The sequence below is a fragment of the Rhodococcus (subgen. Prescottella) equi genome (genome assembly GCF_003013675.1).
Classification (GTDB): Bacteria; Actinomycetota; Actinomycetes; order Mycobacteriales; family Mycobacteriaceae; genus Prescottella; species Prescottella equi.
Window position 1 is genome coordinate 150,990 of the sequence record NZ_CP027793.1, and the last position, 14,126, is coordinate 165,115.

15 protein-coding genes are annotated in these 14,126 nt (G+C 70.2%); 7 read left to right on the forward strand and 8 right to left on the reverse strand.

Annotated elements, in window-relative coordinates; all coding sequences use genetic code 11:
* Window positions 1–108 precede the first annotated feature (108 nt).
* On the reverse strand, window positions 109–1,038 hold the full coding sequence (locus tag C7H75_RS00720) for an LLM class F420-dependent oxidoreductase (protein WP_106851964.1): 930 nt from the start codon (window positions 1,036–1,038) through the stop codon (window positions 109–111).
* 495 nt (window positions 1,039–1,533) lie between these two features.
* Here C7H75_RS00720 and C7H75_RS00725 point away from each other — a divergent pair, with 495 nt between their 5' ends.
* From C7H75_RS00725 to C7H75_RS00740, 4 genes are read left to right on the forward strand one after another with little or no spacing between them, the layout of a single operon-like run.
* Window positions 1,534–1,881 carry a rhodanese-like domain-containing protein gene (locus C7H75_RS00725; protein WP_175280009.1) on the forward strand — a complete coding sequence of 116 codons (348 nt, stop codon included), beginning with the start codon at window positions 1,534–1,536 and terminating at the stop codon, window positions 1,879–1,881.
* Entirely contained in the window at window positions 1,882–2,811 is a 930-nt protein-coding gene (locus C7H75_RS00730) for a DUF4328 domain-containing protein (protein ID WP_106850820.1), read from the forward strand.
* The gene (locus C7H75_RS00735; protein WP_022593329.1) at window positions 2,808–3,572 is read left to right on the forward strand and encodes a glycerophosphodiester phosphodiesterase; all 765 of its coding nucleotides are present in this window, start codon (window positions 2,808–2,810) and stop codon (window positions 3,570–3,572) included. Before C7H75_RS00730 ends, C7H75_RS00735 begins: the two co-directional genes overlap by 4 nt.
* Before the next feature lie 33 nt (window positions 3,573–3,605).
* On the forward strand, window positions 3,606–4,520 hold the full coding sequence (locus C7H75_RS00740; RefSeq protein ID WP_013414485.1) for a DUF5926 family protein: 915 nt from the start codon (window positions 3,606–3,608) through the stop codon (window positions 4,518–4,520).
* 74 nt (window positions 4,521–4,594) lie between these two features.
* Here C7H75_RS00740 and C7H75_RS00745 read toward each other — a convergent pair whose 3' ends face one another.
* The 7 genes from C7H75_RS00745 to C7H75_RS00775 all read right to left on the reverse strand — a co-directional run bounded on the left by C7H75_RS00745 (window position 4,595) and on the right by C7H75_RS00775 (window position 11,621).
* Complete coding sequence (locus C7H75_RS00745) at window positions 4,595–5,143, reverse strand: ferritin (RefSeq protein WP_005516379.1); 549 nt, start codon at window positions 5,141–5,143, stop codon at window positions 4,595–4,597.
* A gap of 158 nt (window positions 5,144–5,301) precedes the next feature.
* Window positions 5,302–5,847, reverse strand: a complete 546-nt coding sequence (locus tag C7H75_RS00750; RefSeq protein ID WP_005516378.1) for a ferritin — start codon at window positions 5,845–5,847, stop codon at window positions 5,302–5,304.
* A gap of 63 nt (window positions 5,848–5,910) precedes the next feature.
* Window positions 5,911–7,110 (reverse strand): LCP family protein, encoded by a 1,200-nt coding sequence (locus C7H75_RS00755; RefSeq protein ID WP_106851966.1) that lies wholly within the window; start codon window positions 7,108–7,110, stop codon window positions 5,911–5,913.
* A gap of 184 nt (window positions 7,111–7,294) precedes the next feature.
* Window positions 7,295–8,113 (reverse strand): CPBP family intramembrane glutamic endopeptidase, encoded by an 819-nt coding sequence (locus tag C7H75_RS00760; protein WP_106850821.1) that lies wholly within the window; start codon window positions 8,111–8,113, stop codon window positions 7,295–7,297.
* A 36-nt stretch (window positions 8,114–8,149) separates the two neighbouring features.
* Window positions 8,150–9,385: a serine hydrolase domain-containing protein gene (locus C7H75_RS00765; protein WP_005516374.1), complete on the reverse strand. Its 1,236-nt coding sequence runs from the start codon at window positions 9,383–9,385 to the stop codon at window positions 8,150–8,152.
* Window positions 9,382–10,767, reverse strand: a complete 1,386-nt coding sequence (locus C7H75_RS00770; protein WP_106850822.1) for a wax ester/triacylglycerol synthase family O-acyltransferase — start codon at window positions 10,765–10,767, stop codon at window positions 9,382–9,384. Before C7H75_RS00770 ends, C7H75_RS00765 begins: the two co-directional genes overlap by 4 nt.
* A 92-nt stretch (window positions 10,768–10,859) precedes the next feature.
* Complete coding sequence (locus C7H75_RS00775; protein WP_005516371.1) at window positions 10,860–11,621, reverse strand: DUF2470 domain-containing protein; 762 nt, start codon at window positions 11,619–11,621, stop codon at window positions 10,860–10,862.
* A 132-nt stretch (window positions 11,622–11,753) separates the two neighbouring features.
* On the opposite strand from C7H75_RS00775, the gene C7H75_RS00780 reads away from it, so the two are divergent.
* Genes C7H75_RS00780 through C7H75_RS00790 form a run of 3 tightly spaced genes read left to right on the forward strand, consistent with a single transcriptional unit; the run spans window position 11,754 to window position 14,124 of the window.
* Window positions 11,754–12,467, forward strand: coding sequence for a hypothetical protein (locus C7H75_RS00780; RefSeq protein ID WP_084847061.1), 714 nt, complete (start codon window positions 11,754–11,756; stop codon window positions 12,465–12,467).
* A gap of 56 nt (window positions 12,468–12,523) precedes the next feature.
* A complete protein-coding gene (gene pheA, locus C7H75_RS00785) occupies window positions 12,524–13,438 on the forward strand; it encodes a prephenate dehydratase (RefSeq protein WP_013414491.1) in 915 nt (304 codons plus the stop codon).
* The gene (locus C7H75_RS00790) at window positions 13,435–14,124 is read left to right on the forward strand and encodes a histidine phosphatase family protein (RefSeq protein WP_013414492.1); all 690 of its coding nucleotides are present in this window, start codon (window positions 13,435–13,437) and stop codon (window positions 14,122–14,124) included. The genes pheA and C7H75_RS00790 overlap by 4 nt, the downstream gene beginning before the upstream one ends.
* Window positions 14,125–14,126: the final 2 nt, after the last annotated feature.

A 14,126-nucleotide genomic window follows, 5' to 3' on the forward strand; every position in this document is an offset into this window, starting at 1 on the left:
CGACGGATCCGGATGCGCACCTCGTGTGGTGCTTCGGTGACGCAAAAGCCTTGCGGCCGTTGCTGTGCCCGATTGGTGAAGTTGTCGGTCGGTTGTTCGTCGGTCGGATCAGCCGATCTGGGGCATGACCTCCGACGCGACCAGTTCGATGTGGTCGAGGTCGGCCAGATCGAGCATCTGCAAGTAGATGCGCTGCGATCCGGCCTCGCGGTAGCGGCCGATCTTGTCGACGAGTTCGGCCGGGGTGCCGGCCAGCCCGTTCTCGCGCAGCTCGTCGACCTCACGGCCGATGCGCGCGGCGCGGCGGGCGATTTCCTCGTCGTTGCGTCCGCAGCACAGCACCAGCGCGTTGGAGTAGACGAGCGCATCGGGGTCGCGGTCGATCGCCTTGCACGCCTCCCGGACTCGCCCGAACTGCGCGACGGTGTCGTCGACCGACACGAAGGGCAGGTTGAACTCGTCGGCGTAGCGGGCCGTCATTGCGGGCGTGCGCTTCTTGCCCATCCCACCCATCACGATCGGCGGACGCGGCGACTGCACCGGCTTGGGCAGGGCGGGCGAGTCGGTGATCGGGAAGTGCTTGCCCTCGTGAGTGAACGTCTGTCCCTCCGGCATCTGCCACAGTCCGGTGATGATCGCGAGCGACTCCTCGAGGCGGTCGAAGCGCTCTCCGAGCGGCGGGAACGGGATGCCGTACGCGCGGTGCTCCTCCTCGTACCAACCGGCGCCCAGGCCCAGTTCGATCCGTCCTCCGCTCATCGCGTCCACCTGGGCGACCGAGATCGCGAGCGGACCGGGGTAGCGGAACGTCGCCGACGTCACCAGCGTGCCGAGGCGAATCGTCGACGTCTCGCGCGCGAGTCCGGCGAGTGTGATCCATGCGTCGGTCGGACCGGGGAGGCCCTCGACGTTCATGGCGAGGTAGTGGTCGGACCGGAAGAAGGCGTCGTACCCGCACTGTTCGGCGGCCTGCGCCACCGCGAGAAGATCGTCGTAGGTGGCGCCCTGCTGCGGTTCGGTGAAGATTCTCAGGTCCATGCAGTCCACTGTGCCGCACCTGCGAGTGTGACGTGCGTCGGACGCCGAGGGAACCGATTCGCCCGCCGCCGCGTCAGAGCAGATGTCGGGATGGGAGCGTCCCGACGGAGGGGGGAGGCCGGGCCGGAACTCGGGGGCGGGACGTGGGCACGCGTCCCGGGTGGGAGTTCCGGTCCGCGCCGGCTCGCGGCAGTCCGCAGAGGGGGTGAATCCACACAGGCTGTGGATTGCCGCGAGTCCCACGGTGCACAGTTGTCAGCGAATCACCCACAGCATGGCGCTGACCTGTGGATGATCGCCGCGAAAGTTGTTCAGAACTGTGGATGAGCCTGTGGAAACTGTGGATAACTCCTCAGCGCAAGTGGTGCAGGTCACATTTGAATACTCATTTCGGTGCTGTGATCTCCACTACAGTCTCGGTCCGGTCACGAACCCGACCGTGGCGTAACGCCGGACGCGCCTCCTGCGACGGGGGGTCGTGCCAGAATCGACGGTGTGACCTCTCCACACGTTCCGACAGTGCACGTGACGGACCTCCCGGTGGAGCGCGACGGGACCGTCGTGCTGCTCGACGTGCGTGAAGACGACGAATGGTCACTCGGCCACGCGCCGGGTGCGCAACACATCCCGGTCGTCGATCTCCCGGCCCGCATGGACGAGATCGACATCGACGCCGAGGTGTACGTCGTGTGCCGGCAGGGTGGCCGCTCGATCGTCGCCGTCGAGTTCCTCAACTCCGTCGGTTTCGACGCCTATCACGTCGACGGAGGCATGGTGGCGTGGCAGGTCGCGGGGCTCCCGCTGACGTCGGACGACCATCCCAATACACCGAAGATCTTCTAGATGACCGTCGTCCAGGTGTGCGCCCGGTGCGCGTCGCAGTGGCCGGTGGCCGGTGCGCCCGCACAGTGGTGTCCGCGCTGCCAGGGCGTCCTCCTCTCTCCCGTCGACACGCGGCGACCGGCGCCGGTCGCCGGCCGCAACTTCCGCTGGGTGGCTCGCAGCCCGTACCCACCCGAAGTGCGTCGCCGGACTGGCACGTCCCCCGGCCCCACCCCGCGGTACCGCCAGATCCCGCGCTGGGGCCTGCTGGATGCGCCGCCGGACGAGCGTGAGGCGCCGGCCCGCCGCACCGACGCCGTCGCCGACCTCGCGCCCACCCTGCTCGCCTGCACGGCCCTCGTGTTCGGCCTCGCGACCCTCGCCGAGGCTTTCCGTTACGGGCTGCTCGTCTTCAACCGCGTCCGGCTCGTGGATCCGCTCACCCTCGCGATCTCCGACGCGATGGTGTGGTCGACGCAGCTGTCCGGGCCGCTGGTCGCGGTCGCCGCGGCCGTCGCGGTCGCCTGCCGGCTGCACGTCGAACGCGCCCGCGTCTTCGCCGACCGCGGCCTCACCGATCCCCGCCCGCTGCGTGAAATTCTCGTCGGCGTGCTCGTGCCCGGCCTCAATCTGGCGATGCCCGCCGTGTACCTCCGCGAGATCGCCGGCGACGATCGCCGCCTGCGGCGCGCGATCCGCCTCTGGTGGACGGCCTGGGTGACCGGCGGCGTCCTCGTCGTGGGAAACGTGGTGTGGCGCAACCAGGACTCGCTGCAGGCGCGCGCGGACGGTGTCGTGCTGGCCGCGGTCACCGCGGCCGTCGGCGTCGCGACGGCGCTGCTGGCGTTGCTCGTGATCCGGCGGCTGGACGGGCGTGACCTGTTGGGTCGGCCGCACCCCGTCACCCGCTGGATCAACGTCCCGCGGCCCGAGGAGGCGATGGCCGGATGAGCCCCGACCGCCGTGGACCACTCGTCGTCGCACACCGCGGCGCCTCCGCCTCCCGCCCCGAGCACACCCTCGCCGCGTACGAACTGGCCCTTGCCGAGGGCGCCGACGGACTCGAGTGCGACGTGCGGCTCACCCGCGACGGCCACCTGGTGTGCGTCCACGACCGCCGGGTCGACCGGACGTCGTCCGGCACGGGTGTGGTCAGCGAGATGACACTGAGCTCGCTCGGCGAACTCGACTACGGCGACGGCGACGAGCCCGCCGGCCTGTTGACGCTGGCAGACCTGATCACGCTGGTCCTCGACTGGACGTCGCGGCCCACCAAGCTGTTCATCGAAACCAAGCATCCTGTCCGCTACGGGGGTCTGGTCGAGAGCAAACTGCTCGCGGAACTGGCCCGGTTCGGACTGGCGGCCCCCGCATCCGCCGACCACTCGCGGGCCGTGGTGATGTCGTTCGCGGCGAGCGCGGTGTGGCGGATCCGCCGATCCGCTCCGCTTCTCCCGACGGTCCTGCTGGGCGACGCGTCGCGCTATCTCGGCGGCGGCGCCGCCACCACCGTCGGGGCCACCGCGGTGGGGCCGTCGATCAAGACACTGCGCGAGCACCCCGAAATCGTCGACAAGGCGGCCGCCGCCGGCCGCGCCACCTACTGCTGGACCGTCGACGATCACCAGGACGTCGCGCTGTGCCGGGAACTCGGGGTCAGCTGGGTCGCCACCAACCATCCGGGACGCACCAAGAATTGGCTGGGCGGCTGAGCGAACCGTCGCGTCCGTGTAGGTTTTGGCCTCGTGGGTAAGAAGAGCAAGAGAAACAGTGGTCCCAAGCCGGGCAGCAACCGAGCCGAGAAGCTCGAGCAGCGCCGCCTCGAACGCGAGGCGGAGGTCGCCGCGCCGACCCGCCCGTTCGAGGGCCTTGCCGTCGAATGCGATCTCGTCGCGCTGCGCGAGTTCGTGCCGTCCGCGCTCGTCGAACTCCCGGTCCGTGACACCGCCACCCCGGTGACCGCGGCGACCGTCCTGCCCGGTGCCGTCGCCGCGCTGGTGCGCGACGAGGCCGGCACCGCCGGCCGCTACGTGGGCCTGCAGGTCCAGGCGCACACCGCCGACCCGGGTGCCGACCTCGGTGCCGCGGTGACGTGGGCGCAGACCGCCGAGCCCGGCACGTCGCTGGCCTTCGCCGACCCGCAGGCCGGCGGCCCGCGCCTGGCCGATGTCCTCGTCGCCGACACGCTCCCCGAGATCACCGTCCACCAGACCTTCGACTGGTGGATCCCCGAGGGCGTCGAGCCGACCCCGGACGTCGCTGCCACCGTCGTGCAGGCGAACCAGGCGATCATGCCGTCCGCGCGTCTCGAGGCCGACGGCGTCGTCGCCGCGTGGTGGGTCGACGCCGGCGAGAAGGCCCACCTGCGCTGGGTGCGCCCCGAGGACGAGGACGATCTGATGCTCGCCCTCGCTCGCGTGCACGCTGCCGGCGCGCTGCATCTCGGTGAGGGTTCGCGGTTCGCCGGGTCGTTCCGTACGCACGGCCTGCTGGTCCCGGTCTTCGACCTCGATCCGGAGAAGCACGTCAACGAGTGGGCGGCTGCGACCGCCGAACTGGGCGAGCGTCTCGCCGAGGCACTGGCCACCGACGCGCCGCTCACCGTGGCGGAGCGCGGAGCGCGGGACGGCCTGCGCAGCCGTCAGGTCACCCTGCGCTGAGTTGTTTCCGAACAGCTGAAGGGTCCCTTCGTGCGCTCAGAGCGCATGAAGGGACCCTTCAGCTGTTTCGACAGTTAGATGGTGCCGCCGGCGGCCGGAGGGGCGCCCGAGGCGTCGTCGACGCTGCGCATCTCCCGGGCCACGAAGTCCTCGAGATCGAACAGGTTGGACCCGGCCCGATCGGCGATGGTCAGCAGCGTCGTCATGCGCGCGACCTCCTCGACCTGCTCCTTGAGGAACCACTGCATGAACTGTTCGCCCAGATAGTCGCCGTCGTCGCGGGCCGTCCGCGCGAGGGTCACGATCTGTTCGGTGACGGCCTTCTCCTGGGCGAGGGCGAGCGCGATGGGCTCCCGGGCGCCGTCGAAACTGCACCGCGCGGGGTCGACCCCGGTGAGTTCGACAGCGATGTCCCGATCCAGGAAGTACTGGATGATCATCATCGCGTGATTGCGTTCCTCGTTGCCCTGCTTGTAGAAGTGGCGGGCCAACTGGGGAAGATCGGCATTGTCGAAATACACAGCGGTCGCGAGGTACTGATGCGACGCATTGAATTCGTTGCGGATCTGGTCGTGGAGAAGTGCGTGGAATTTCGTCCGATGCGAATCGTCTGCAGCACTCATGGAGCCACGATATAGGCGCGTGGATCGAATTGTCACCCAAGCGGAACCTAATTAAGCCTAGTATTGCCTCAATTAGTGTTGCCTCAATTCGGCGGACTGTCCCGGTGTTCGGTTTCGCTGCAATTGCCGGGGATGTCGGCAATTGCAGCGAAGGGGTGTCAGGCGCCCGAGCCGGCGATCCGGGGCGCCGTGGAGTCCGCCGTCACCGCGGAACTCATCTCGCGGGCCACGAAGTCCTCGATGTTGAAGTAGTTGTCACCGGCGCGATCGACGATGGTGAGCAGCGTCGTCATGCTGGCGACCTCCTCGACCTGCTCCTTGAGGAACCACTGGACGAACTGCTCGCCGAGGTAGTCGCCGGTGTCCCGGGCCGTGCGGGCGAGGCGCGTGATCTGCTCGGTCACGGTCTTCTCCTGCGCGACGGCGAGGGCGACGGGTTCTCGGACGGACGCGAACTCGGTGACGACGTCGTCGACGCCGGGCACCGTCACCGGCAGGTCGTTGTCGATCAGGTACTGGATCATCATCATCGCGTGGTCGCGTTCCTCGGCGGCCTGGCTGTAGAAGCGACCGGCGAGCTGCGGCAAATCATGCGAATCGAAGTAGACGGCGACCGCGGTGTACTGCTGGGAGGCAGTGAATTCGTTGCGGATCTGGGCCTGTAACAATCGATGGAACTCGCTGGTGTGTGCCGCGTCAGTCATATACGGAACATTACCGCCCGCAATGCTGCCGTAGTGCCGTCGCTGTCGGGACAGCGACGAGCATCACGGTGCGCCGGTGAGGAGGCTCGGGGGAACCTGTCGGTCATTTGCCAGAGCTTCGAAGAATTCCGACGCCTTTTCCCGGTCCCACAGGAGCACGTCGCCCCAGCCGTCGACGACGTCGAAGCCGCCGACCGGGACCGTCGTGGTCACCATCCTGCCGCGCAGCGCCCACGCCAGGCCGGCGAGATTCCACAGGTGATCGCCTTCGGCCACCTGCAGCGAATTGGCCGTCTTCGTCATCATCGGCCACAACCGCAACGGGTTGACCAGCGTCCACGGTGACGTCGCCTTCTTCAGCAGGGCGCTCATGAACGCCCGCTGGTTGTTCATCCGGTCCAGGTCGGCCATCGCCGTCGCGCGACTGCGGACGAAGCCGAGGGCCTCCGGGCCGGTCAGTTCCTGGCAGCCCTCCTGCAGGTTGATGCCTGCCAGCGGGTCGTCGATCGGATACGGCACGCACATGTCGACGCCGCCGAGCGCGTCGACGATGCCCGAGAAACCGCCGAAGCCGATCTCGGCGTAGTGGTCGATGTGCAGACCGGTGGCCTCCTCGACCGTCTGCACCAGCACCTGCTCGCCGTCGTCCTGTGAGAACGCGGCGTTGATCTTGCCGCGACCCATGCCCGGGATGTTCACGTACGAGTCGCGCGGGATCGACACCATCGTGGTGGCGCCGCTCTTCGGAATGTGCACCAGCATGATCGTGTCGGTGCGCTTGCCCTCGATGTCACCGCCGGCGGCGAGTTGCCGGTCCTCCTCGGCCGAAAGGCCGGCGCGACTGTCCGAGCCGACCAGCAGCCAGTTGGTACCCGGGGTGTCCGCGACGCGGCCCGGGTAGTCGGCGAGGGCGTCGACACGGTTCAGTTTGGTGTCGAGGAAGACCACACCGCCGACCGATGCGACCAGCAGCACCACGAGCGCCAACGCGACGCGGCGCAGCCACGTGCCGCGCTTGCGTGGTCGGCGCTGCTTCGGGGGTTCGGCCGGCGCGGCCGGGGGCCGAGGCGGCGCAGGCGGCTGCGGATTGCGCGGCGCCGGCGGGATCCGGCGTGGTTCGGCGTACGGGCGCGGCGTCTGGGTCGGTGCGTGACCGGATCCGCGGGACTGCGAGTACGCCTGCGGTTCCGGTGCCTGCGACCAGGCGCGGGCCGGCTCCGGACGCGGAGCGGGACCGCCGTGCCGCCCGTCGCGGCGGATGATCTGGGTGCCCTCGGGCTGCTGTGGGTGACGCTGCGGCGGCGGCCCGCCCCGACGCGGCGGCGGGGGCGGGGGGACGTTGCGCGGTGGCTGGGGCCGGCCGCGGTGCGGCGGGCCCGGCTGACGTCTGTCGGGGGTCTCGCCGTTCACGACATCCGAGAATACGCACGACGACGGCGAACCGGGGTCAGGGCAGCCACGACAGGTGCCCGCGCAGCAGTGCGTAGCCCACGAAGGCGACGGCGTCGATGAGGGCGTGCGCGATCACCAGCGGCCACAGTTTGCCGGTGCGCTGCCAGTAGCGGCCGAAGATCAACCCCATGACTATGTTGCCGAGACCGCCGCCGAGTCCCTGGTACAGGTGGTAGCTGCCGCGCAGCAGCGCCGACGCCAGCAGTGACGAGTTCTCGCTCCACCCGAGCCGGCGCAGGCGCGAGATCAGGTACGCCACGACGAGGATCTCCTCGGCGGCCGAGTTCGCGATCGCCCACAGCACCAGCACCGGCAGGCGCCACCAGTGGTCGTCGATGGTGCTCGGCAGGACGGTGAGGTTCATGTCCAGCGCGACGGCGGCGAGATAGAACGCCAGCCCGGGCAGCCCGATCAGGGCGGCGAGCCCGACGCCGGGCAGAATCCCGCCGCGCAGCTGCGACCGCCCGAGACCGATTCGGCGGGGGCCGAGGCCGCTGCGCCACAGCAGGTACAGGCCCAGCGCCGCCCACGCCGCGAGCTTGACGACACCGAGCAGCTGCCGGGCCAGGTCGATGAACGACTGCGTCGACCGGGACGAGTTGAGCGCGACCGCCTGGTCCGAGAGACCACCCGGCTGCAGCGCCGACTCGAGCAGCGACAGGATGCTGTAGACCCCGTTGAGCCCGAACGTGACCAGCAGCACGATGGTGATCTCGAACCAGAGGGCGCGGCGTTCGCGGGCGCCCAGCGGCGGTGCGGACGGAGTCGGCGAGGCAGGCCGGAGCCACGAGTCGACGGTCGTGCGGGTGATCACCTCGCCGACGCTAGCCGCTATCGGTGTCAGAGGTTGTCAGAGGTTGTGGGCGAGCGATTCGGCGCGGGCGCCGAGGCTCGGCAGCCGCAGGTCCGCGAACGGCGTCACCGCGTTGCCGAGCCGGTTCGTCACGAAGGCCACCGACAGTCCGGTGTCGGGGTCGGCGAAGGCGCCGGACCCGCCCATGCCGTAGTGCCCGAACGCGCCCGAGTGCTGAGTGCGGGCCGCGACCAGCGCGGCGTGGTAGCCGAGCCGCCAGTTCATCCGGATGCCCAGCACGTAGTCGCGCGCACGGGTCTGCACCTCGCTGAGCTGCGCGATCGTGTCGGGTTCGAGGAATCGGATGCCGTCGACGACGCCGTCGTTCGCGAACGCCGCGTACATGCGGGCCAGCGCGCGGGCGCTGAACACCCCGTTCCATCCGGGCATGACGAAATCGTGGATCGTGGGGTTGCGCACGAGCAGGTCGAAGCCCTCCGGCATGCCGGCGTCGGCGATGTCCTTCAGGCGCGGCACCCGCGACAGTGTCAGCGACGTCAGCCCCCACGGCACTCCGAACGGGTTGATGTGCGGAAAGACCTTCGCGATGCGCGCCTTCTCGGATTCGGGAACCTGGAACCAGAACTCGGGGATGCCGAGCGGTTCGGCGACCTCGGTGCGGACCAGTTCGGTGAACGGTTTGCCCGCCACCCGTGCGGTCAGTTCCGCGATCAACGTTCCGTAGGTGACGGCGTGGTAACCGGGCATCTTGGTGCGGCGCGGGTCCGGGACGGCCGCGGCGAGGGCCGCGGTCACCCGGTCGTGGTCGAGCAGCGCGAGTCGGCCGGGCACCAGGCCGCGGATCCGGTGCAGTCCGGCGCGGTGACTGAGCAGTTCACGGACGGTGATCGATTCCTTGCCGGCCTCCCCGAATTCGGGCCAGTAGGCGGCCACCGGGGTGTCGTAGTCGACGAGCCCGCGCTGCGCGAGGCGGTGCAACACCGTGCTCGCGACACCTTTGCCGGTCGAGAACGACAGCGTGACGGTCTCCGAGTCCCACTTGCGGATCGGTGACGCCCACCCGGCCCACACGTCCAGGACCGGCCGGCCGTGCAGGTACACGGCGAGGGCGCCGCCGCCGTCGCGGGTGCGATGGAACAGGTGGAAGAACTGTGTCGCGAGCGCCTCGAAGCGCGGGTCGACGAGCATCGTCGTCGGCGGTCGATACGCCGGCTCGCCGGGCTTCCGGCGCGGATCCCCGTCCGAGGCGCGCCGAGGTACTGCGGCAGTCATGACGAGTGCACTTCCGATGGTCGTTCGAGATCGCCGAGTGCAATCTCGATCTCATCCGTAAAACACCCGGGGTCCGGCACAGATTCCGGATGCGCGAGGACGCCGAAGTCGACGCGGTCGGCGTACCGGCAGATCGTGATGTTCAGCCCGGTCCCGTCGAACACGATCGACAGCGGGTACATGTGCTGCAACTCGGCGCCGTTCCAGAACAGCGGAGCCCCGGGACCGGGAATGTCCGAGATGACGACGTTGTAGCTGGGCGGCAACAGGTCGCCGAACGGCAGGATACGTGCGACGTTCGATGCGAGCGTCGGGATCGCGGCGATCACGGACGCACCGGCCCCGGCGGCGCGGACGCGGCGCTTCGCGTCGATCATGGAACGGCGGATCCGGTCGAGGCGTTCGTGCGGGTCGTCCAGATCGGTGCCGAGGTTGCACAGCGCCAGTCCGAACGCGTTGCCGCCGGTCGCGTCTTCCCGTCGGCGCTGCGCGATCGGGACCAGACCCACCAGCGACGACGTCGGCAGGGCGTCCCGCGTCACCAGATAGCTGCGCAAAGCGCCCGCGCACATCGCGAGGACGACGTCGTTGCCCGTCGCGCCCGTCGCGCGTTGCACTGCCCGCAACCTCTTCTTGGGCCAGGACCGGCCGGCGAAGACGCGTTCCGGGCGGATCCTGCCGTCGAACACCGTGTGCGGGGCGCGCATCGGCAGAACCGTCGATTCGGTGGTGATCGCGCGGCCGATCCAGTCCGCCGCGCCGACCGTGGTGCGGCGTGCCAGGCCCGCGGCGTCGGCGACCGCGGTCAGACCGCTACCGACCAGGCTCAGTGGATTCCGTCGACGCCGGGCCTGCGGTGCGGGTGCGGCCTCCGGGGCGAGAAGGAGCGGCATGTCGCGGCGGGACGGGTCGGTGGTGAGTGACTGCTCGATCATCCGGATTCCGGACATCCCGTCCAGCGTCGCGTGGTGGATCTTCCCGTAGAGGGCGAACCCGCCGTCGGCGAGACCCTCGATCAGGTAGCCCTCCCACATCGGCCGGGACCGGTCGAGGCGGTTCTCGTGCAGTCGGGCGACCAGTGCGAACAGTTCGGTTTCGCCCCCGGGGTGCGGTAGAGCCAGTCGCTGCAGGTGCCGGCCCATGTCGATGCGCTCGGCCGATCGCCACACGGGGACGCCGCCGGTGCTGTACGAGAGGACGGGCATCTCCATCAGCGCCGACTGCGCGGACTCGGCGAGGAGCGCCTTCCGGTAGGCGTCGGCCGCGACGCTGTCGGACCCGTCGGGGGAGGGGCCGAAGATCAGCAACACCCCGATGTGCAGCGTTCGGGAACCGATCTCCCCGACGAGGAGCGCCAGATCCACCGGCTGCATCACCGTCATCGCGCACCGCTACGTCCGCTCACAGATTCTCTGTACACCCGTGGCGGCGGATCGGCTGCGGGTTCGGTCTCCGGTGACCGACCCGCAAGGAACTAGTGCCTCGCCCGCAACCCGTTCACGAACGGGCAGCCGACGAGGATCCGCAGCGCCCGGCTCAGGGCCATCGCGTCACCGACCGGTTCGGTGAAGTCGAGACGGACGTCGTGATCTCCGGACGCGCCCTCGATCCGCAGGCGGACCCCGTACCGGTCGATGCCGAGCGGACGCACCCGACCGGTGCGCAGGGTCGACGGCAGGCGCCGGGCCAGCATCTCGACGAGGTCCGCGTGATCCTCCTCGAGGTGCTGCAGCCACACGGTCTCGACGTCCTGGAACGGGTCGGGTGCGGCGGCCAGGAGGGCGTCGATCGCGACGGACTCGGCGCCGCTGCTGTCGGCGACGACGGCGGACTCGAGCCGCAGGGTCAGCAGTGCGGCGCCGTGCCCGAGGTCGAGCAGGGCGGGATCGGGGTGCTCGGCCGCGACGGCGTCGGCGAGCTGCCGGGCCCGCTCGTCGGGCAACGCGACCAGGTTGCCCCGCAACCACACGAGCGAGCGCACGGGTTCCCGCAGTGCGAGCGGCGCGTAGTCGGTGAGTTCGAGGACCGCCGGCAGCCCGCCGGGACCGTACTGCCAGGCCAGCGCGGTGACGGCCGCGTCGGACGGGGCCACGACGACCACGGTGCCGTCGCCGCGCAGGTGGTGCAGCGAGGTGACGACGGGGTCGGTGCCGGCGACAGCGAGGACGGCGTCGGTGGCGCGGGCGCTCGCGCTGCGTACGCGTTCGGCGGTGGACGGTCCGGTGGTGCGGGTCATGACGGCATCCTTCGGTTCGTGGGACGCGAGCTCGGTTTGTTTAGGTAAACCTAAGCTAATTCCTCGGGTGGTGATGGGCAACCCCCAGGCGCGGAAGCGGGAGTTGTCGCCGGTCCGGGCTAACGTGGTGGTGTGTCGATCCCTGTGTCCCTGTCGATGCCGACTCTTCCGTCCCGCAACAGCGAGCCGCAGCCGCTCGTCGCGGGGCTGCTCCATCAGCGGCGAGAGGCCGCCGTCCCGGCCGCCGTTCGCAACTCCGTCACGGCCGGCCACCCGATCGTGGCCGCGTCCGTGCTCACCTCCGCGGTCGGTACCGACGCAGATGCGGGCACCCTGGTCGTCGAGCTCGACGTCGAACCCCGGGCACTCGAGAGCTCCATCGATCACCGCGCCGTCCGGTACCACGTGGACTGCACCACCGAGCAGGTCGACGACGCCCTCCAACTCAGCCTGTCCGCGCCGGTCGCCGTCTTCGTCGCGCCCGACGAATCCGGCCCGACGCTCGCCGAATCGGCGCAGCTCCTCGCCGACGCCGGGCACAGCCCCGGACTCGTCGCCGGTCAACCGGCCGACGTGGTCGCCGACTTCCTCGCGGTGCTCACCCACACGTCCGTCGGGTTCGTCGCCCGCGCGAACGACGGCGCCGAGGTCCTCGCGTTGCTCGCCGGTACGGTCGCGTCGCTGCGCGGCGACGACGTCCGGACCGCCCTCGCGGCACCGGATGCGACGGCGTTGGCTGCACTGAACCCGGAGGCGGCCGAGGCAGTGCGCGGCGTGCTGCTCGGCATCGAGGTTGCCGATGCGGACGAGGTCGACCGCGTGCTCGCCGACGCCGGTCTGCTGTAACGGAACCGGGACCGATCGCGGAAGTGCGCCGCGGCCGAGTGCGTAATCTCGTAGGCGTGCCACGTATCGCGTACTTCGGACCCACCGGAACCTTCACCGAGATGGCCCTCGCCCAGCTCGAGGCTGCCGGAACGTTCGACGGAGAGGTCGAACGGATCGCCGCCGTCAGCCAGCCCGCGGCGCTGGAGATGGTGCGCCGCGGCGAGGTCGCCGGCGCCGTCGTCCCGATAGAGAGTTCCGTCGAGGGATCGATCCGGCCGACGATGGACGCGCTCGCGCTCGGCGACCGGCTGCAGATCATGGCCGAGACCGAACTCGACGTCGCCTTCACGATCGTCGGACGCCCCGGCACCACGCTCGACGACGTCCGGACCGTGCGCGCGTACCCGGTTGCGACCGTCCAGGTGCAGGGCTGGCTGGACCGGAACCTGCCGAACGCGGTGGTCGAACCGGCGGCATCGAATGCCGGCGCGGCCGAGGACGTCGCGGCCGGTGTCGCCGACGCGGGGGTGTCCACCGCGCTGGCGGGCGAACGGCTGGGGCTGACGGCGCTGGCGTCCGGTGTCGCCGACTACGAGGGGGCGCGCACGAGGTTCGTGCTCGTCACCGAGCCCGGCCCGGCGCCGGCACGCACCGGCAACGACCGCACCAGCGTGGTGCTGCACCTCGACAACGTGCCGGGTTCGCTGGTCCGCGCGATGACCGAGTTCGCCACCCGCGGCATCGACCTCACTCGGATCGAATCCCGGCCCACCCGTAAGGAATTCGGGACCTACCTGTTCCACCTGGACTGCGTCGGGCACATCGACGACGGCCTTGTCGCGGAGGCGCTCAAGGCGCTGCACCGCTTCAGCGACGTCCGGTTCCTCGGGTCGTGGCCCTCGGCGGTGCCCGGAGGCGGCGCACCGATGCCGGATGCCGACGACACCGCCTGGCTCGAGCGGCTGCGCCGCGGGGAGGCCGGCGCATGAGCGGGCGGCTGATCCTGGTCCGGCACGGTCAGACGGAGGCCAACGTCGAGCGTCGGCTCGACACCCGGCTGCCCGGGGCGCGGTTGACGGACCTGGGGCGGACGCAGGCGCAGTCGCTGGGCTCGCGGCTGGCGCTGCGCCCGCCGACGGCGCTGGTGTCGTCGCAGGCGCTGCGCGCGCGGGAGACCGCGGGATTCGTGGAGACCGAGTCGGGCATCACGCTGCAGGTGCGCGAGGGGCTGCACGAGGCGCAGGCCGGCGAGCTCGAGGACCGCTCCGACCTCGAATCGCACCGAATGTTCGCGAAGGTGTTCCACACGTGGCACACCGGCGATCTGTCGGCGCGCATCCCGGGTGGAGAGTCGGGCTACGACGTCGTCGAACGCTATGTCCCCGTGATCGACGAGTTGCGTGGCGAGTACCTCGACGGCGGGGCCGGTGGCGACGTCGTGGTGGTCAGTCACGGCGCCGCGATCCGGCTCGTCGCCGCCTATCTGTCGGGTGTGCCGGGCGCTTTCGCGGCGGACCGGCACCTCGAGAACACGTCGTCCGTGGAGTTGGTGCCGACGGACATCGGCTGGCAGTGCGTCCGCTGGGGCACCTACGATCCGCCGTTCGATGCCACCCCGCAGCGGCCGTGGTTCGAGCCCGAGGCGGCCGCGGCCACCGACGACCCGATGGGCTGACG

Excerpts from the sequence above, each read along its gene's own strand:
- C7H75_RS00720 (WP_106851964.1), bottom strand. The coding sequence starts at position 1,038 with ATGGACCTGAGAATCTTCACCGAACCGCAGCAGGGCGCCACCTACGAC.
- C7H75_RS00730 (WP_106850820.1), top strand. The coding sequence starts at position 1,882 with ATGACCGTCGTCCAGGTGTGCGCCCGGTGCGCGTCGCAGTGGCCGGTG.
- C7H75_RS00735 (WP_022593329.1), top strand. The coding sequence starts at position 2,808 with ATGAGCCCCGACCGCCGTGGACCACTCGTCGTCGCACACCGCGGCGCC.
- C7H75_RS00745 (WP_005516379.1), bottom strand. The coding sequence starts at position 5,143 with ATGAGTGCTGCAGACGATTCGCATCGGACGAAATTCCACGCACTTCTC.
- C7H75_RS00750 (WP_005516378.1), bottom strand. The coding sequence starts at position 5,847 with ATGACTGACGCGGCACACACCAGCGAGTTCCATCGATTGTTACAGGCC.
- C7H75_RS00765 (WP_005516374.1), bottom strand. The coding sequence starts at position 9,385 with ATGACTGCCGCAGTACCTCGGCGCGCCTCGGACGGGGATCCGCGCCGG.
- C7H75_RS00770 (WP_106850822.1), bottom strand. The coding sequence starts at position 10,767 with ATGACGGTGATGCAGCCGGTGGATCTGGCGCTCCTCGTCGGGGAGATC.
- C7H75_RS00775 (WP_005516371.1), bottom strand. The coding sequence starts at position 11,621 with ATGACCCGCACCACCGGACCGTCCACCGCCGAACGCGTACGCAGCGCG.
- C7H75_RS00790 (WP_013414492.1), top strand. The coding sequence starts at position 13,435 with ATGAGCGGGCGGCTGATCCTGGTCCGGCACGGTCAGACGGAGGCCAAC.